Below are 19,204 nucleotides of genomic sequence, written 5' to 3' on the forward strand. Positions count from 1 at the left end.
GGATCTCTGCTCCACCACTTGGACCTATATTAATTCCATATTAGAGGGTTTTGTGAAGGACAGGTGCTTCTATTTCTGTTTTAAGAAGTTCTTCATATAATTTGTCCGGCAGCAATTCTTTTAAAAAGCTTTGTTTTTGTGGGGTTCCGAGATTATTAGAACTTCTAAATACCCTTCGGAGCTCTTCGTCAGCTGCTGTAATCTCACCATTTGAAAAATTCTTTTCAATATAATTTTTAATTTGTTGGACTTGATCTTTTGAAAAACCCCCATTAGCATCTATACGATCTTTAAAGGAATAGATTAAGGGAAACCACAACTTAGAAAGAAATTCTTTGGGTTTTAGCTGTACCATCAAATCAATATATTCTTGAAAATCTTCCTTGATTTTAGGAATTAATATCTCTTGTTTAAACTTTCCATTTTCATCACCAGTAAATTCTTCAGCATGTAGTAAATAATTTCTAAAATAATTTTCATACGATCTGAATTTTTTATTCAAGTCATTTTCACTCATAAATGTTTTTTTATGAGTCGTAATTAGGTAATCAAATTTTTCCCTTACCATTTGAATTCGCTCTTTTGTTGCCATACGCTCAGGAAGGTAGGATAGAACAGAAAATAAATTTTCTGTTGAATTGGATGATTCTGGATTTAAATCAATTTTATCAAATAAAACTGGAAAACATTCGTCTATCATATTTGTTTTACAAATTTGGCGCCATAAACTATTAAAAGCAAAAGTGGAATGGATACCTACCTCTGTTTTAGTATTACCTAAACAGGTTTTTATGATTTCAATTTGTTTTTTCTCCGGAATCTTTAATAGCTCCGCAATCTTTAAATAAAATTCCAGATTAAATCCTCCACCCATCCAACCAGCACTGACCTCCTCTCTTTCTTTCACTGATATTCCAGCCATTAGAGATTGCTCGAATACAGAGATGTACTTCTGCAGGCTAGTAATTAATGGCGGTGTTAATAGATTATTTGCATGGACAAAATCTAAAATTCCCCATGCGGCACCAATTTTTTGAGGTTTTAATCTATTAAATAGAGTTAAAGTAAGCGCTTTAGTGATATCCTGTTGCAGGGCTCTCAAGCTGGGCTCTTCATTGATGCCAAATACAACGCAATAATTTATGACATGAGAAATCTCAGCAAAGAAACGAACAATTATTTCAATATCGTTATTTGGATCTAGAATACTGTCTTTAATTTGAGCGAATTGTTTTTGTGATTGGAGGATTGCTTGAGCTTGAATTAATTTTTTTTCATCCTTTAAACCCAATTTATCACATAATGCAAATAATTTAATCAAATCATTTTTAAAATATCGCTCCCTATTCTTAGGATTCCTCAATATTTCATCTAAATTGCTATTCGATAAATTTTTCTTTTCTTCTGTTTGTTTTCCGAGAATTGCTTCCATGCTAATAGTAAAATCGAATTTTTCTGGATCCATGCGATTCAGTTGTTCTTTCACTTGATTGGTTGCTTCATCTTTTACCGTCTTTAATAGTGCTTCATCACGAAGGACATCAAAAAAAACTTTCTCATCAAGTACAGAAACGTTTTTATGTTTAATTTGCTCGACTATTTCCTCGTTATGCTGTTTCCTAAGTGCGACATATCTTTTTATTATGGTTTGGGATATACGCTCTTTGAGTTCAGGTGGATAGTTAAAATCGGCTGGAGCAACAATGTCTGCACTGGCTCCACCCACTTTGAAGGAAGCAAACATACTTAATAGTTTTAATTGATTGGCTAACCGAAGTTCTTGTTCAGGCGTTAAATTATTAAAATCAATAGTAAAAATTTCATGCGGTGATCTCGATGACAATTGCTGGTTAATGTAATCAGCCACCATTTCATCCCATAAAGAAATGACTAGCTCTGGTGATAATTTATTGAAATCATATTGTTTAATAAAATTTTTATTTCCTGAGTATTCGAAAACAGGTATTTTTGCTCCACCGTATTTTCTATCAAATTCCTTCCTCGCATCCAAGCCATATTTTTTCTCGTATTCAGCCTTTCTTTGTTGATATCGTATTTCATATTGGATTTCATACTCGTTTGCTAAAAATATGGCTTGTAATATGGGGGAATTTTTATGAAAAGGTTTCGCTTGGTTATACATCCACTGATTCATGACACAACGATCTGGACTAAAATAAATAGCATCAAACTGGGTAATATCGGCAATAATTTCTACATGGGCTGATGTAAAGCCTTTCGTATCATATACCCTCGGATCTGGGCCTCCTAAGATGAGTGTCGCTTTGAGATTGTTTAGTGCTTTATTTCTCTCATCCAATGATGCCTTTGAAAGATTCATCGCTTTGGATAAATTTTCTTGAACTCGTTTGCTGCGCTTACCACGTCCGGAATCATTATCCTTCATATCAATACCACTGATCGTTCCAATAGGAGGATCTAGAAAGATAAAGCCTACATTGGAATAGACACTGGCACCATAACCTACCAAAGAGGTCGAGCGAATTGGATTCCCTGATTTTGCTTCTCTATCCATTTTTTTAGTCCGAGTAGCAATACCCACTTCACGACCTGCTTTGCGTAATTCTAAAGCCACAAGGGATTCATAAAGTTCTGGACTAACAATTTCATACAATTCGGGTCCTAACTCCTTAAACAATAACGCAAAAGTTTTTTCACGACCAAAGATTTTATATGCTTTTTCAAGTTTTTCTTGAGTATTATAAAATTGCTCGCCCTGAGTTTCCTCTTTAACCTCTTCGTTATTTAACAAAACATCTTCTACATATACGCCCAATCTCTTGCATATGGTTTGAAAAATCTTATCTAATTCGGTTTCGGATAAAGAAATTTTTTGTTTTTTTGCTAATCCAGAGGGTAGATAAACACCTCTTATAAATACTTTTCCTTCCAGCAAGGCAGCATACAAATTTTCATAAGTTACGCCTTTTGCTTTATCATAATGAGGGAGAAATGAAATTTCTTTGAGCTTGTCCGAAGGCAGTAAGCCACCTTGGGCGTATAAAGTAGGAATCACCCGATGCCCATATTCACTGGGTAAAATGTTTTGCATATCATTTTCGATGAGCGCATAGGCTTTTCCATTTTCATATTTCCTTTTAATCTTAAAGTCAACTTGCCTACGGGTGTCTCCCTCTAGCTCGATTAATCCTCTCGCTTCTGCGATAAGCAAACCCATTTCTTGAAAAGCCTGCTCATTAAAAGTGTCACCTTCTTGGACTACTATATCTTTATAAAAATCTAAATGTCTCCCATCATAGCGATCTCTTGCTCGCAGAATGTCTAAACAATCTGCATCGTGAACAAGCTTTTGGAAAATATTTTTCTGCTTTTTTTCTGGTGAAGTGTCGAGCCGCCAATATAAATTTCCTTCACTGTCTATCTCCAGTTCCTGATAACCTTCTTTAAGAAGATCTTTATTGACGATGGCTTCAGCAAATAACTTGGCTTTTAGATGCGGCACTCCCAAGGTTTCAGTTAAATAATAATAAAACAGAACCGCGCTATCAGCATCCCATAAGTCTTTATCTTCTCCTTCTCGTGCAGAATCATGAAACAAAACAGCAAGCTGTAATAATTTCATATTTTCCTTTCGCTCCTCATCGGTGGCACCTAACAACGCAAATGTTTTTTCATCATGCCTTTGATAAAGATTAGCCAAAACAGGAATATATGCCGCAGCACGCGAAACATGTTGAATTCCATGGTGAATACGAGCCAAGCCTTCTTCACCCTTGGAACGAGGATAAAAAACGGAGTAAATATTTTCAAAAGCCCATTGGGCATGGGAAGCAATATCATCATCAACTTTGATCGACCTTTTTGAAAATAAATCAGTACTTAATTCTTTCCTTTGAAGTAGCCTTTCTTTATCAATATAATTTCGATTTCGAATTCTAGATAATTTATCAAGATTACTCGTATCTTTTTTAGATAATTGAATAAGCGCTTCACGATTTGCATAAGGGACTCGATCATTATAATGGATAGAGACTAAGCGGTTCTTTATGGTGGTCAAGAAGTCTCGAGTTTCGCCAGGGGGCAAAAAAGACATATTCTGCTCTATTATAGTAACCAATTGCCTGGAGATATCCACCGCAGGAGCTGGGGTGCTTATTTTTTTTGGAGGTAATACTTGTTCGATTATCAATGCGCGAATTTGGCTTATCACTTCAATGTTGGACTTAAGCTTACCGACATCAAAAAATAATTCTCCTTTACTCCAGTCACCTTTCCAACCAATACCTTTCTCTCTATTACCAAGTAGTTTTTCTTTTTCTACTTTCATCGATTCTAAAACCAGTAAAAATGCCGTAGCATCTCCATTTCCTTGTTGTTTTAAATCATCAAACATCTGAACATACAGATTGGTTTTTACCATGCGCTCTTGCATAACAACCTCGAAGCGGAACCTTCGTGCACACCTTGATCATTGATACATTAATTATAGCCCATGATCATTACCCTTTTATTAAGTGAGCATACTTTGTCTCTCAGGAGGCATCTCATATTTCATGACCAAGTACAAAAGAATTTGAATTGTTTGAGAGGCGAAATGACAATTTAATAGTCAGCATATGCCATTGTCTTAAATTCGCTCATGCATGGGGAATTCTGTTATAATTTGAATTATTTAATGAGCTGAACGGAGAAAATTATGCCAGTAGTTGCCATTGAATTAGAAGAGGAAGAAAAGAAGCAAAAGCTTCTTCAATTGTATCGTCAAGTCATGTCCACCGAAGCCAAAGCTTTTAAATCTTTAAAAGACTTGCAGGATAGTGATATTTGGAGTGATTTAAGTGAAAAGGAGCAAGAGCTACTGGGGCAATATGAAGGCAAAAATGTGACTATTCTAATATTCGATGATGCCGATAAAGCTCTGGAATTTATCAATCAAGCAAAAAAAGAAGGTCTTTTTAGTGAAGAACAAGCAGAGGCATTAATCAATCAAATTAATGAGCAAAACCAATCGTATGCTCATAGAATGTAGCGATATTCAGATAGTTTGGGTATTTTGAACCTAATTTTCAATGGGCAAGGTAGTAAATAGCCATGATGAAGCGATGCTGGGTCACGGCTACTCCAGCCAAATAGGGTTAAAAGTAAAGCAGACATTTAAAATAATAGATCTGCCAGTTTGATGGCCCAGGTAGGATCATCATTATCTTCAAGCAGCCATGCGGCCATTAAAATTAATCGTACAAAAATCCAATCTTTAATTCTTTGTGCATCAAGATTTGATTTTTGCGCAAGTACCTCGATACGCTTTTCCATGATTGATTTTATATCTTTTATGTTTGCAAGCTCAGAAACATACATAAAATCAAAAGCTGCTATTTCAAACTCCCTATCCCCAATGACTCCTTTAGGATCAATAGCGAGCCAGTCATTGCCATGTTTTAAAATGTTGTCATGATGTAAATCCCCATGCAAAAGAATGGGTGTTTTTAGAGAAGAAAGCAGTTTATTTTTTAAGTGTATCGCTCGAGACAACAGAGCAATAGGAATTCTCGAGGCTTCGGGCTTATCCAACTCACTAAGCCATTCGCTAATATGTGGATGCTTTATTCTTTGAGGCAAATGGGGATGATGAAGGCGAAACATCGTTTTGACGTAACAGTCCATCGCATAATCCATCTGTATGGGATAAATCGATTTGAGTGTCATTCCAGGGATTGCTTGTTGTAATAACAAAGCATTGTATTGGCGGTTGTAGTCAATGAGATCGATGGAACCTTGACGATTAAGATCCAACAGCGCGCGTTTTTCATTTTCCAAGCTTTTTTTGTCATATCCCATTTTCAAAACTACTGGCTTTTGTTGATGAAGCAGGGCTTTGGCAACATAATTAAACGTCATATTGGGAACAGGGATGACATCGCTTAAATTCCAATATTCAGTTAAAGCTGCAAGATAATCTGGTAATTGGTTAATCCAGCGCTCACCCCTGGCACCATATATGTTTGTGATATTGACTATAAATTCTTCCATGTGAGACCTATTTAAATTGGTGCACTTTTGTGTCGACAAAGCAATAACTCGTATGGGTGATTATTGCTCTAAATTGATAACTCCATCATTTTATTCTTTCTTTTACATTTCAAGCTACACTTGTTATATAACATATTTAACGGAAATTAAGTATGAGTAGCAAAGCACCCTTGGTAATAGGTGATGTAAAAATAAAACCAGGAGAACGAAAAAATATTTTATTACCTATGCCCAAGCTTTATGACTGGACACCAATTAGTTTACCCATTCATGTAATAAATGGCTTGGAAGAAGGACCTACCTTATGCCTTACCGCAGCCATTCATGGCGATGAGATCAATGGTGTAGAGATCATACGTCGATTTCTGAAAAAAAAGGGTTTAAAGAACATTAGAGGCAATGTCATTGCCATACCAATTGTTAATGTATATGGGTTTCTGTACCAAGAACGTTATTTAATGGATCGGAGGGATTTAAATCGTTCCTTTCCGGGCAGTTCGAAAGGATCTCTTGCATCCATTCTTGCCCAGATTATCAGTACACAAATTTTATCCCAATCAACCCACGCAATTGATTTGCACACCGGCTCAAACCACCGATTTAATTTACCTCAGATTAGGGCAAACCTGGATATGCCCGGTATTGAGGATTTAGCACATGCTTTCAATGTTCCGCTCATTTTACATTCCACATTTAGGGATGGGTCCATGCGCGAATATGCCAATGAACAGGGTATACCCATTTTAGTTTATGAAGGTGGAGAATCTTTGCGATTCGATGAGCTGTCGATTAGAACAGGGATTAATGGCATTTTAAGTGTGATGGGCGCTTTAGGCATGGTTCCTGCTGGACGATATAAAGTAAAAAAATGTACGCCTACTGTTTCCAGAAACAGTTATTGGATCAGAGCCCCAATGAGCGGTATTTTAAGACACATTAAAAAATCTGGAGATCGCGTCGCTAAAGGTCAATTAATCGGAATCATCGCCAATCCAACCAGTACCGAGGAATACAAATTAAAATCCCCCATTTCTGGTATTATTATTGGAGAAAATATGTTGCCCCTTATCCATTCAGGCCAGGCTTTGTTTCACATTGCCAGTTTTGAAAAACTGACTGTCGTGGAAGAACAGCTGGAAAACCTGCAAGTCGCATTTGATTTGAATGATTATGAAGATTGATCTCTGTCCATCAAAATGTCCAAATAATAAAAATAGTCACGGACGTTTATAGTAAAAATTGGATGAATTTTACTCAAATACTTAACGAAGCTTTTTTGCGCTTCTGGATTTTACAATGGAGTAATTTCCAATAGCCAAAAAGGTTTGTCTTTTGAGAATCTAACAGTATTAATTTTTTATAATCAAGAATAGAATGGACAGAAAAATCTGATTTAAAGCCGACCAACTCGTTCACAGGCGCTAATATTTTTTCCAAAAAACGAATTATTCCACGTTCTGAAGCAAAATGATTCACAAAAATAATTTCTGCTGAAGGTTTCGCAACTCGCGTTAATTCCTGGAGGAAAGCAGTGACATCCGGGACAACAGAGGCCACATACATGGCCACAATAAAATCAAAAGAATTATCAGGGAATTCTAATTGGGCAGCATCCATCACTTTTAAATGGACCCGATTTTGAAGCTTATTTTTAACGACCTGTCCTTGCGCTTTTTCCAACATCTTTTCAGAAATATCAATTCCAGTAATCTTTAAGTCAGACCGATAAAGTGGCAAAGACAACCCGGTCCCTATCCCAATTTCAAGTACTTCAGAATTTTGCTTTGCCCTATTATTGATTATTTCAGTGCATAAAGAGCGACCCGGGTTAAATATAGACCCAAATACGAAATCATAGAAAGACGCATAGATATTATAAACTTTTCTAATTGAGGCAACAGACATAACCCCCCCATGAAAATTTTCTATTTATAACTATCAATATAGGCCTTAATAGAAAAAAAACCCACTGTGACGAAGAGTTTATCCAGGTGAAGAAGCTTATTTCCAATAATCAAATAACAAACCCTGGTTCCCAAATACCGGATCACATTTTGGTAAACCAACCTGTTGTATCTGCTCATCAACTCGCGGATGTTCTTCTGCTTTGCCATAATTCATATCGTACTCCACATTAGCAGCATAAGCGCCAATACATTTGAAGTCCTTCGATAAACTCAAACTTTTATGCGCAACACCGGCAGGAATGATGACGACATCACCTTCGCTTACTTCATAAGTTGTGCCTTGCTCTCCCCCAAATTGGACCGTACCCTCTCCCTCAATCATGACTAAAACTTCATGAGTATTACTGTGGTAATGATGACAGTCATAAATTGAATCTACCCATGATTTTCCCCAATGATTGCGTTGTAAATGCTCTTGAATGGATTTTGGTTCATTCGATCGGGTAATCGCTTGTTTGTAGATGAGCAGGGGAAAACGAGGGTTATTTGGAATGAAACCATTCTTAGAAAGCACTTCATGAATGATTTTCTTTGGAGGATGGGATACATGGATATCCTTTTGCATTTTTGGATTGCCTTATATTTGTGACATTTATTTAAACTATCTCAAAAGTAGGTGTTAACACCCTTGATTGATCATCATGAAAGAGTGGGTGTAGCATTTATTTTATCCTTTTCATCTTCCTTTTTAGGTTGAAAGAAAGCGGATTTTTTTTTCTCTTGCCTTTCTTTGATTATTGAGTCTGCATAACCTGTATCTGGATGTTGCTTGATTAAAGCATTTTGATAAGCCACACGTTCTTTGCCAGAATAAGAATTAGGGTCATCGGAAGTTAATCTTCCATCTGGGGCGATATAGGCCACAGATAACTGGCGTTTCAAACTGGGGGAAATCAGTCCCTTTAGAATGCCTATTTGCCTTTTTTGCATCGTAGCCCCTATTTTATGAGTATTTCAGTGTTTTCATTCCCTCTTGATTTATATCAAATCCTTCATAATGAAACAATGCAATTCAGTTTGATCAATAACGAAATTATTGCCAAAATAGTAAGCAATCGGTTTGTCGGACTAAACATTTCATGACATTAAATATTGATTTAAACCATCCCATTTTTTTATTAAAAAATAAAATCCAGGAAATAAGTAAAAATCTATTTGAAAATTTCGGCTTTAATTATTTTCAATATTTGCGTTGCTTTGCAGATGGTTCTATCAATTGCCTGACGAACAATACCGGACTCTTTGAGTTTTTCCAGCAAATAGATAATGAGCCAGTTGTGTTTTCATCTTTTGAAACGGAACATGAAAATAATCACGCTTACTGGTTTCTTTGGGACGACGAACTACCGAGTCTGCCGGTACACATTGCGCGTGAACAATTCAATTTGCATAACGGGCTTACGTTCGTACGCCGCAATAAAAATTATTACGATATGATTGCTGTCGCATTACCCTACGAACATCCCAATCCTGCTTCTTTTTATCTTAATAAATTCAAAGCCATTGAACAATTTATTTTTGATTTTGATCTTCAACATAAAGATTTAATCCAAATTCTAAATAAAAACCCCATTGCCCTACCCCAGGCATATCGAGATGTGAACTATAAGGATATTTGTCTTACCCAAGGCAGAATTAACCTGCCTGGGAAAAAGAGTCCCACTTATCTTACAGTTCAAGAAATAAGCTGTCTTAGATTATTGCTGCAAGGTGCAACACACAAACAAATTGCGCAAATACTCGAACTGTCTCCTCGAACGGTGGATACCTACTTGCTGCGTATAAAACACCGTACAGGATTTACTTCTAAGTTGGAAATGGAACGGATGTTGTCTCTGTGCTCGAGTTTCTAATTCGATTTATTTCGCTGTACGTGATTTAAACGGACAGACACTGAATTTTGCCCGCCCTATAATGCGCCCACCCTATATTAATTTGGAGGCATTTTGTGATAATTCCAGAAAGAAAACCGGCAGAGCAGCTTTTTAAACAATTTTGTGAAGGATATGCCCATCGTAATTTGACTTATTTACTGAATCTTTTTACTCGAAATACGAATGTTTGGGGTTCAGGACTTGATGAATATCGAGTCGGGTTAGAAGAAATGCAACAGCAACTCACCAGGGACTGGAGTCAATCCGACCATGGAAAAATAGAAATAAAACAGTTCGTTCCGACGCCTGAGAATGCTTTATGGGCGGCAGCTGTCTGTACTGCATATGTGACCATCGAGGGAAAAGAACATATATTTGACCATTTACGCGGCACCCTGACCATCGAACAAGAGGACGGGATTTGGAAAATTGCCCACATGCACTGCTCTTTCCCCGACTATCGAAATGCCGAAAATGGTTCTTTCCCAGTCATTTCTGATGAACAAAGATTGTTGTAAATCTTCTTTGTCGAACGTGGAGTAACATTCTTGGCCAAGGACAAACCTCGGAACACATCAGGGTGATTAGCGACCACTTTCATGCTAACTTTTGAATATCCCGCGACTTGGTCGCGGGATATCGAAAAAACTAATGAGACTCAATAGACACGCGGGCAAGCAGCGGTGCAATCTTTTGGTGTGATTCACCTCTTCTGGAAGCGAGGTTTATTCATTACATGTATTAAGAATTTTATCGCTTCTGTCAGCTTTACATAATCCAAAAAACTTATCTGCATCCCCATTAGTGGGTTGTTTGTCAAATAAGGTGAAATAATAGGAATCAAAATCATCAGAGCGGCCTTTCCACCAATTATAATAACTGCCTTCATTGGCTAACGTGGCATCGGGGTTTTGTTCTGCTGAACCCTGGCTAGGCCAACCTTCTTCGGTGACAATAACTTGCTTGTCAGGAAATTTATTTTTAATGGCTTCATAGCGATTCATAAATTCCGTCGTCGCCCCCGAAAATGGGGTATAGGGGTTACTGCTCCAATAAGGGTAGATATTGGCACCTACGAAATCCAGTTTATTAATAATTCCGTTAGGATCATTGGTTAAGAGCTTTAATAAGGCGCCATCTTGCTGGGCTGTACCTACCAATACTTTTTTTCCTACAGCGTTCTTGATTTTATCAATGTCTTCCGCGATATGTTTTTGTATTAAAGTATTGGGTTGCGTAAAATTCCAGTTGGTCACATCCTCGTTTCCTACAGCAATACCTATGATGCATTTTTTATTCTCGGTGTTGAATCTATTGACACTAGCAATAGCATCTTCGACTTGTTTGTTTCTTGCTATATCACACCAGTTAGCGCAATTATCTTTTCCAGGATCAAATTCATACACACCTAACATAAGTTTTAATCCCATCGGGCAGGCCAATTCAGCCATGGTTGCCGTGCTTTGGCCATCCACTGTAGAAATACCGGCATAAAATGTTTTTATTATGGTAAAGCCATTTTGCTGCGCTATGCGAAAATCCTTGAGAATCTCGTCTTTCATCCCTTGTAAATTATTATTTATCTGAGCATCCGTAAATGCTTTGCTGTGGGCAGGATCATAGTTAATGCCGCGCTCTACTGCTGCCCATGAAGAAAAAGCAAGCACAGAGAGGATACAGCCAATCAGGGATTTCATTTTTGCACTCCAACAACTCATTATATATTAATTTTAGGCAGCTTAGCCCTCATTCTTCAAGTTTATCTCTTGGCAAACAACGGAAAAATTGAGGTTTTCTAATCGAATGAAACCAGATAACTTCTTTATTTAAATCATGTTTTATCTTTTTCAAAAAACAAATTATATACAAATTGACTATACTTATTGTGTCCTGTTAATAAAAGAGACGGTTTGATTTCATATCATGTGAAATTAAGTGTTTAAACTTCAACCATGAGGACATTTAAAAATGGATCTAAGTAAACGTATAGAACCTAAAACCTGGGCTTTCGTTGAAAAAATTGCGAAAGCTGGAGGTAAACCCCTCTATGATCTTCCGGTAAAAGAAGGAAGGGCCATTTTTGACAAGTTGCAAGAATTGCCAGCAGAAAAAGAAAAGCCAGAAGTGGATATTGAAGATCGTACTATTCAACATGCTAATGGCAAATTAGACATTCGTATTGTTCGTCCCAAAGGCTCAAAAGAAAAACTCCCTGTAGTTATGTTTTATCATGGTGCTGGTTGGGTTTTTGGTGACTGGCAAACTCATGGTCGTCTCGTTCGTGAGCTTGCTGTAGGGGCTCATGCGGCAATTGTTTTCGTCAATTATTCGTTAGCTCCAGAAGCACAATACCCTACCCAAATCGAAGAAGATTACACGGCATTAAAATATGTTGCAGAACATGGTAGTGAGTTCAATTTAGATACTTCCCGATTGGCTGTTGCAGGGGACAGTGTGGGCGGAAATATGGCCGCTGTAATGACTCTTTTAGCCAAAAAACGCGGTGGCCCAAAAATTGATTATCAAGTACTTATTTACCCAGTCACTGATGCCAATTTTGATAATGATTCTTATAAAGAATTTGCAGAAGGGCCCTGGCTCACCAAAAAGGCAATGGAATGGTTCTGGGATAATTATCTGCCCGATAAAGAAAAAAGAAAGGAAATAACTGCCAGTCCTTTGCAAGCCACTCTTGAAGATCTCAAAGGATTACCTCCTGCATTGGTCATCAATGGTGAATGTGATGTATTACGTGATGAAGGTGAGGCATACGAACATAAGCTGAATGCAGCGGGAGTCCAAGTCACAGGGATTCGCCATCATGGAACCATCCATGACTTTCTCATGTTAAATGAATTGGCTGAAACGCCAGCTTGTCGTAATGCAATTGAAACAATTAATGGCCATTTGCGTATGGTTTTTGCCAAGAAGCACTAAACCAGATGTATGAGGGATACTCTGATAAGAATCCCTCATGATTATTTTCAAGATAATTCAAAATTCGAAATGGTATTTTTGTTTTCTACTTCCTTTTTTCTAATGCCGGTAAATAAAGGTTCTTGATATCCACCGGGAATACCATCCCTAGAAAATACAATCTGCCATAGTTGATTTGTACGGGCGCGAAAAGTACCGGCACAAGCCAATAAATAGTAACGCCACATCCGATAAAAACGTTGATCGTAATGCGCTTTCAAATGCTCCCAATTCTTTTCAAAATGGACATACCATGCCATTAAAGTATTGTCATAATAAGCACCGAAATTTGCCCAATTCTCCATCACGAACAGTCCTTCGGAAGCTTGACTTATCTGCTTCATCGAAGGAATCATTCCATTTGGGAAAATATATTTGTTAATCCAGGGATCCACTACTTTTTGGGTTTGATTCCCACCGATAGTATGCAATAAAAACAAACCCTCGTTTTTAAGACAATCACGTACTTTGTGCATGTAGGTGCGGTAGTTTTGATAGCCTACATGTTCAAACATCCCTAAAGAAACCACTCGATCAAATTGTTCCTTAATATCACGATAATCTTGAAACCGAATTTCAATGGGTAACCCGGAGCAGTTTTGTCTGGCATATTCGTATTGTTCTTTTGATATGGTGATCCCAACCACATTCACCCCATAGTTTTCGGCTGCATATTTTGCAAAGGCGCCAAAACCGCAACCTATATCCAAAACCCGCATCCCTGGCTCAAACTTTAATTTTTGGCAGCTTAACTCCAGCTTATTTAATTGGGCTGTATCCAGATCATTGGCATTTTTCCAATAGCCGCAGGTGTAATTCATACGGCTATCCAGCATGGATTTAAATAAGTCATTTCCTAAATCATAATGTTTTCTACCTACTTCCAAAGCACGCTTTTTTGATTGGGGGTTAAGTAGTTTTAGCCAAATTAATTTTGGCCATAGCCACTTATCCGATTTAATTTTTTCATCGAGTTGAGCTTTGAGGATTCGAGTAAAAAATTGATCCAAACTGTCACAATCCCACCATCCATCCATGTAGGATTCCCCTAAAGCTAAAGAGCCCTCATTGAACACGCGTTTATAAAATTCTTCATTATTTATCTGAATGTCCCAAGGTTCTTTACCGTTAGGAGTAATTCCTGCGAAGTGCAAAAGATCTGTTGTGATTTTTTTAATCTGTTGATTCATGAGTATAGTTATCCCTTTTGTACTCCACGACTCAAAAATTAAGTGAGTAATTATTTGGTAAAACTCAACTTATCTCTAAAAAAAATAAATATTTCAAATATAAAAATCAGAAAAACAATATACTTACCTAATGCAATGACATGAGCTACTATAAAATTGGAGCTGATATCTCTTTTGTATAAAGCAAGAGTGAATGAATAATACATTCCTAAAGTAAAAATCCGCGTCCATTGAGATAGATTATAAACAAAAACGCCTTCAATAAAACCTGATATTTTAATTCGATAATATAATTTTATTAATCCCATTCCCTCCACCAGGCATAACAAAATGGAGGCAAGATACCAGGTGCTCAAAATGACCTCTTCACTCATTGCCTGAGTGATAGTACTGGCAAGCCCTGAAATAGATAAAGCGCCATGAATAATACTGTTCCCATTACTCCAACCCAGAAATAATCGCTTCTTGGTACAAGAAAATATATATTTCCCAATAATCATGATTGATACCAGGTAACATGCATACCCCAAGAGAATGAGTACTCTGCTTCCTGAGATTGGAAAAGATGGCGCAAAAAGAATATGAGTTAATAGGGTTATGGCTTGGGTGCTCACTGTGATAAGTAAAAGATTGCCGGAATGGATTCGAATTTTTTTTAAAAAAATCTTCTTTAGATTATTCAAAGACAAAATCATATATATGGGCCAAATAGCCAAAGCACATAATTCACAAATCCAAATGACGCCATACCATAATGGCATTTCTTGAATAAACAGCAAAGCCAATACTGAAGAGCCTGCAATCCATGTTCCCACACCCAATTGATTTATCCCATTAGTGATAAACAGATTAAAAGATCCCTCTATCGTACTTTTTGTAAAAAAGAAAAAGAAATAAAGCCAAACAATTAGCAACTCGATAACAATTAAATGCCTCAAAAATAAAGTGATGAAGAATAGACGAGGTAATACATCATAGGTCACAATGCCAATAGCCATAATGATGCTACCGACTGAGGTCGGGCACATGGTATTTTTTTTAAAATAATGATGGAAAATAGCTGAGATTATAAAAAGAAGTACAAAATACAGAACTGAATAATCGTCCATAAATGAATTAAGTCTGCGTGAAGGGAATCAAGCAATATCTTTCATTCTACATGTACTAAGAATGATGTCAAAGTCGTCGTACCCATAGAGAAAAACCCGATTAGATTAATGATATAAAATTCTTGTCATCACGAGCAGTGAAATCCATCGCGACCAACAAAGCATGGAATATTTGGCAGGATGGATTCCCGCCTGCGCGGGAATGACATTTCCTAGTTCACGTTTGGGCTTTTGTCATTCCCGCGCAGGCGGGAATCCATCACATCATCAAAGTATGAAACAATCGATGAATAACTACGGGGGAATGACAGGTATGGCACTCAATCCGCTTGGTTAGATTTTATTAATCACTACCCTTAAGGCTTGTAATTTTAAAGTCGTACTCTGAATGTATTCCCCGCTATCAATGAGTTGTTTTTTATAAAAAGCAACCTCATCTTCCCGTATGGAAGGATTTTTTTTCTTTAACGCTTCAAGCCTGTTGACTTCATGTGTCACGCTTTGTCTCATCTGCTCTATAGCATGCTGAATCATCGCATGCAGTTGCACTTCGGCTATTGCTTTGCTTTTTCTTAAAATTTCTTCCAGTTCCGAACTTATTTGTTGAATGATGGGATAACCCAAATGACGTTTAACGGGTTCACACATTTGATTAAGCTGTGTGTAATCTAATATTTTAGAGAGATCTTTTCCAGATACATCCATGAACACACGGATCGGTGTCACAGGAAGGAAACGATCTAATTGTAAATTTTTAGGTGCAGCACAATGTGCTGTAAAAAAAGATTCAAGAAATAAAGTGCCGGGTTTAATGCTCTTTATTGAAATTGTAGCCAAAGTGGCATTTCCTAATTCTGAATCCAAAACCATTTCCATACTTTCGCTAACCATTGGGTGTTCCCAACTCAAAAATTCAACATCCTCACGGACAAGTGCTTTAGAACGCAAATAAGTTACGGTAACCCCCTCTTCTTTTAAGCCGGGGAAATGACTTGTTTTCATATGATCCGTTGGCCGCAATATTTCCGTTGATTCAGAATGATACTCATGATCAATCCCATATTCTTGAAATACCTGCCCCATATAGTTTTGCAATTCCAAACAATTTTCTTCGGCCTCAATTGAGGCAATCAACTCTTCCGCTTGCGGCACATTACAGGAATTGAGCTCTAATAATTGATCCCTGCCATCCTGGAGTGCTTGATTGATTTGGTCGGCACGAGTTTTTGTTTGCAGGATTAATTCATTAAACTTTTCATTATTGGTCTCTACCGTGTCAAGAATGGGTAACAATTCATTTTCAAATTCTTCATATAAAGTAAATCCAATAGAACAACTTTTTGTAAATAAATTGATTCCCTCATGGTACCAACGGAATAATTTTTCCTGTACGGTATTGAGCAGATAAGGAACATAAATTTCTATTGTATGCCGTTGTCCAATACGATCAAGACGGCCGATGCGTTGTTCCAACAGATCAGGATTCAGAGGTAAATCAAACAATACTAAATGATGGGCAAATTGAAAATTTCTGCCTTCACTGCCTATTTCAGAACAAATGAGAACCTGGGCTCCATTTTCTTGCTCTGCAAAATAGGCAGCCGCACGATCCCTGTCAATTATGGATAATCCTTCATGAAAGGAAGTGCTTCGAATCCCTAATTTTAATTTTAAATGCTGATCTAATGCAATTGCGGTATTTGCTTTGGCACAAATAATCAGAACTTTTTGGGGAAACAAATCGTTAACCTGATTTGCTAACCAACCCACCCGAGGATCTTGCTCAAGCCAAAGCTCTTTATTGATGAGTTGCTCAGGGTAAAGTTTCCTTTGGCCTTTTTGTTCTTCCATAGAAGAGTATAAAGAGGGGCATACCACCGGGCATGGATGCACACGACGCTCAGGAAAACCCTGAATGGCTGCGCGCGTATTACGGAAGAGAACCCGACCGGTCCCGTGGCGGTCTAATAAATCTCTAATGACTTGCTGAATACTTAAGCCAGTAATTGAACCTAAATAAGCGTGCAATCGTTTTTTCAACGGAGTGCTAAGAGCATCCACTAAAACATTGTCTTCATGGTTTAGTAGTTCTTGTACGAGTTGGTTGATTTGCTGGTATTCCTCTTCCTCTTGTTTGAATACATCCAAATCATAAAATCGGGATGGATCAAGCAGACGCAATCGAGCGAAATGACTTGCAATTCCAGCTTGTTCAGGCGTTGCCGTTAACAACAAAACGCCTTTACTTTGTGCTGCTAAATCTTCAATACATTCATATTCTGGACTTTTCTCTTCTTCAGACCAATGCAAATGATGCGCCTCATCAACTACCAACAGATCCCATCCGCAATTGGTCACTTGTTCACGTGCTTTTTCATTTTCCATCAGGAAATCAAGGCTACATAAGACCAATTGTTCGTTTTCAAAAAGATTCTCTTGAGTCGTATCGATCTGAATTCCCTCTTCTTCATCAAGTTCATAAGAAAGCTCATACCGATCTGCATCTATAATGGCAAAATACAAATTAAACCGGCGAATCATTTCCACCAGCCATTGATGAATCAATGTTTGTGGTACCACAATTAATACACGTTGAGCACGACCTGTATGCAGTTGATAATGAATTATCATGCCTGCTTCAATGGTTTTTCCCAGTCCGACTTCATCTGCTAACAAAACTCTAGGGGCATAGCGTTGTGCTACTTCACTGGCAATGAAAACTTGATGTTTGAGCAGACTGGTTCTTGAGCCTAATAACCCTCTGACATTTGATTGCTGTAGACGGCTGGCATGATTGAGTGTATCGATTCTCAGTTTGAATGTGTTTAACTTATCGAGCAAGCCACTAAATAGTCTTTGCTCCGGAGTATTCATTTTGATAAAGCAATCTAAAGAAATTTCATTAATACGGACTTCGTATCCATCTTCATCGAAACCGGTGTAAAAATACAACCCTTGCTGTTCTTCTACCTGTGTAACCCGTATTTTTTGTTGGCTCGTAGTCGAGATTTCCTCCCCTTCTTTATAAACAATACGGCTAAGTGGCGCACTATCTGTAGAATAAATGCGCTCCTCTCCCGCCGCAGGGAAGCTTAAAGTCACTTTCCTTCCACTCACCTCAATGATAATACCTAAACCAAGTTGAGTTTCGGTGCTACTTATCCAGCGCTGGCCAATATGAAACATTATGAAAAACCATTCTTTAAAAAAGTGTGGTTAAAATAATCAAAAAATGGAAGAAACACAACTTGACTTATAGCCTTTTTTTAAATAGCATGGCTCGATTTTAATCAACCCTGAGGGGCAGCGCTATGGAAATGGAAAAAGAACATAAGCATCAAGTTTATAGAAGAAAACTCAGTGGTTCGGGTGAGTATAGCGACGAAGAAAACTCAATCGACTCATCAGAACAAAAAAAACCTTCAACTCCTCTATTAGAAAAAATTCTAGGGGCAGAAAATCACAACACATTATCTGCTGTATTCGAAACGTTTTTAGGTGAGGATGAGTATACTCGAGAGGCAGCGGCATCTTTTCTGGCGAAAAAAGTATTGGAGAGAGGTTACTCCTTTAAAAATCAGACACCCGGATTTTTTTCCCCATTTAACAGTAAAAAAGATTTTGGAATCACTGCGGCATCACCAATAGCATTACCAATCGCATTTGCTTTTTGCACCGCGGGGGCCACTCTGATTGCCGCAGGAGCTGCGCTCACATCTCTTGGCAGCTTGGTTTTTGCTGCGGGTTTTAGATTAGATGGTTTTCGCAGTGAAGATTCACTAGACAAATCGAGCAAAGCACTTAGAGTCGCTGCAGAAGCAGGTATTATTGCATTCCTTGCAACATCAGCTGCTGTCGCAATGACTATTTTAACTGCGGTCATTGCCCCCCTTGCCCTTGCTTATTTAGTCACTCGTTCTGGTGCGAGCATTCACGCTAAAGTCAATGAGGGTCTTTCCTGTTGCGCTTCTCATCCTGATGAAGAAAGACGGGTTTTATCCGTATAAAATTAAATAAGCCGGGCGAAAGCCCGACTTATTCGCCTTTATTATTAAACTCTGACTATACTGAATTCA

The 19,204-nt window shown here is 37.8% G+C and carries 15 protein-coding genes; 6 read left to right on the plus strand and 9 right to left on the minus strand.

Annotation, left to right across the window (positions count from 1 at the left end; all coding sequences use genetic code 11):
- Positions 1-40 precede the first annotated feature (40 nt).
- Positions 41-4,414, minus strand: coding sequence for a SidE phosphodiesterase domain-containing protein (locus BU07_RS0112920; RefSeq protein ID WP_031566662.1), 4,374 nt, complete (start codon positions 4,412-4,414; stop codon positions 41-43).
- 264 nt (positions 4,415-4,678) lie between these two features.
- Between BU07_RS0112920 and BU07_RS0112925 the strand changes: the two genes are divergently transcribed.
- On the plus strand, positions 4,679-5,011 hold the full coding sequence (locus BU07_RS0112925) for a hypothetical protein (protein WP_031566663.1): 333 nt from the start codon (positions 4,679-4,681) through the stop codon (positions 5,009-5,011).
- Positions 5,012-5,136: 125 nt separating this feature from the next.
- Here the strand turns inward: BU07_RS0112925 and BU07_RS0112930 are convergent, their stop codons facing one another.
- Positions 5,137-6,012 carry an aminoglycoside phosphotransferase family protein gene (locus tag BU07_RS0112930; RefSeq protein ID WP_051635582.1) on the minus strand — a complete coding sequence of 292 codons (876 nt, stop codon included), beginning with the start codon at positions 6,010-6,012 and terminating at the stop codon, positions 5,137-5,139.
- A gap of 152 nt (positions 6,013-6,164) precedes the next feature.
- Between BU07_RS0112930 and BU07_RS0112935 the strand changes: the two genes are divergently transcribed.
- On the plus strand, positions 6,165-7,193 hold the full coding sequence (locus tag BU07_RS0112935) for a succinylglutamate desuccinylase/aspartoacylase family protein (protein ID WP_031566666.1): 1,029 nt from the start codon (positions 6,165-6,167) through the stop codon (positions 7,191-7,193).
- A gap of 73 nt (positions 7,194-7,266) precedes the next feature.
- On the opposite strand, the gene BU07_RS0112940 is transcribed toward BU07_RS0112935, so the two are convergent.
- The 3 genes from BU07_RS0112940 to BU07_RS0112950 form a co-directional block, all read right to left on the minus strand.
- Positions 7,267-7,917 carry a class I SAM-dependent methyltransferase gene (locus tag BU07_RS0112940; RefSeq protein WP_031566669.1) on the minus strand — a complete coding sequence of 217 codons (651 nt, stop codon included), beginning with the start codon at positions 7,915-7,917 and terminating at the stop codon, positions 7,267-7,269.
- 96 nt (positions 7,918-8,013) lie between these two features.
- Complete coding sequence (locus tag BU07_RS0112945; RefSeq protein WP_035899130.1) at positions 8,014-8,544, minus strand: cupin domain-containing protein; 531 nt, start codon at positions 8,542-8,544, stop codon at positions 8,014-8,016.
- Between the two features lie 74 nt (positions 8,545-8,618).
- Positions 8,619-8,909: a hypothetical protein gene (locus BU07_RS0112950; RefSeq protein ID WP_031566673.1), complete on the minus strand. Its 291-nt coding sequence runs from the start codon at positions 8,907-8,909 to the stop codon at positions 8,619-8,621.
- A 149-nt stretch (positions 8,910-9,058) separates the two neighbouring features.
- Between BU07_RS0112950 and BU07_RS0112955 the strand changes: the two genes are divergently transcribed.
- Together BU07_RS0112955 and BU07_RS17310 are read left to right on the plus strand one after the other, a co-directional pair.
- On the plus strand, positions 9,059-9,832 hold the full coding sequence (locus tag BU07_RS0112955) for a helix-turn-helix domain-containing protein (protein WP_031566674.1): 774 nt from the start codon (positions 9,059-9,061) through the stop codon (positions 9,830-9,832).
- A 95-nt stretch (positions 9,833-9,927) separates the two neighbouring features.
- Positions 9,928-10,371: a nuclear transport factor 2 family protein gene (locus tag BU07_RS17310; protein ID WP_084157891.1), complete on the plus strand. Its 444-nt coding sequence runs from the start codon at positions 9,928-9,930 to the stop codon at positions 10,369-10,371.
- A gap of 207 nt (positions 10,372-10,578) precedes the next feature.
- Here the strand turns inward: BU07_RS17310 and BU07_RS0112965 are convergent, their stop codons facing one another.
- Positions 10,579-11,550: a glycoside hydrolase family 17 protein gene (locus tag BU07_RS0112965; protein ID WP_031566678.1), complete on the minus strand. Its 972-nt coding sequence runs from the start codon at positions 11,548-11,550 to the stop codon at positions 10,579-10,581.
- Between the two features lie 271 nt (positions 11,551-11,821).
- Between BU07_RS0112965 and BU07_RS0112970 the strand changes: the two genes are divergently transcribed.
- Entirely contained in the window at positions 11,822-12,790 is a 969-nt protein-coding gene (locus tag BU07_RS0112970) for an alpha/beta hydrolase (protein WP_031566680.1), read from the plus strand.
- Between the two features lie 47 nt (positions 12,791-12,837).
- Here the strand turns inward: BU07_RS0112970 and cfa are convergent, their stop codons facing one another.
- The 3 genes from cfa to rapA all read right to left on the minus strand — a co-directional run bounded on the left by cfa (position 12,838) and on the right by rapA (position 18,314).
- The gene (cfa, locus tag BU07_RS0112975; protein ID WP_031566682.1) at positions 12,838-14,019 is read right to left on the minus strand and encodes a cyclopropane fatty acyl phospholipid synthase; all 1,182 of its coding nucleotides are present in this window, start codon (positions 14,017-14,019) and stop codon (positions 12,838-12,840) included.
- A gap of 50 nt (positions 14,020-14,069) precedes the next feature.
- A complete protein-coding gene (locus BU07_RS0112980) occupies positions 14,070-15,017 on the minus strand; it encodes a TDT family transporter (RefSeq protein ID WP_133134499.1) in 948 nt (315 codons plus the stop codon).
- A gap of 444 nt (positions 15,018-15,461) precedes the next feature.
- On the minus strand, positions 15,462-18,314 hold the full coding sequence (gene rapA, locus BU07_RS0112990) for an RNA polymerase-associated protein RapA (RefSeq protein WP_035899131.1): 2,853 nt from the start codon (positions 18,312-18,314) through the stop codon (positions 15,462-15,464).
- 125 nt (positions 18,315-18,439) lie between these two features.
- Here rapA and BU07_RS17050 point away from each other — a divergent pair, with 125 nt between their 5' ends.
- Entirely contained in the window at positions 18,440-19,135 is a 696-nt protein-coding gene (locus BU07_RS17050) for a hypothetical protein (RefSeq protein ID WP_051635583.1), read from the plus strand.
- The last annotated feature ends 69 nt before the right edge of the window (positions 19,136-19,204 follow it).

It is taken from the genome of Legionella wadsworthii DSM 21896 = ATCC 33877, assembly GCF_000701265.1.
GTDB lineage: Bacteria > Pseudomonadota > Gammaproteobacteria > Legionellales > Legionellaceae > Legionella > Legionella wadsworthii.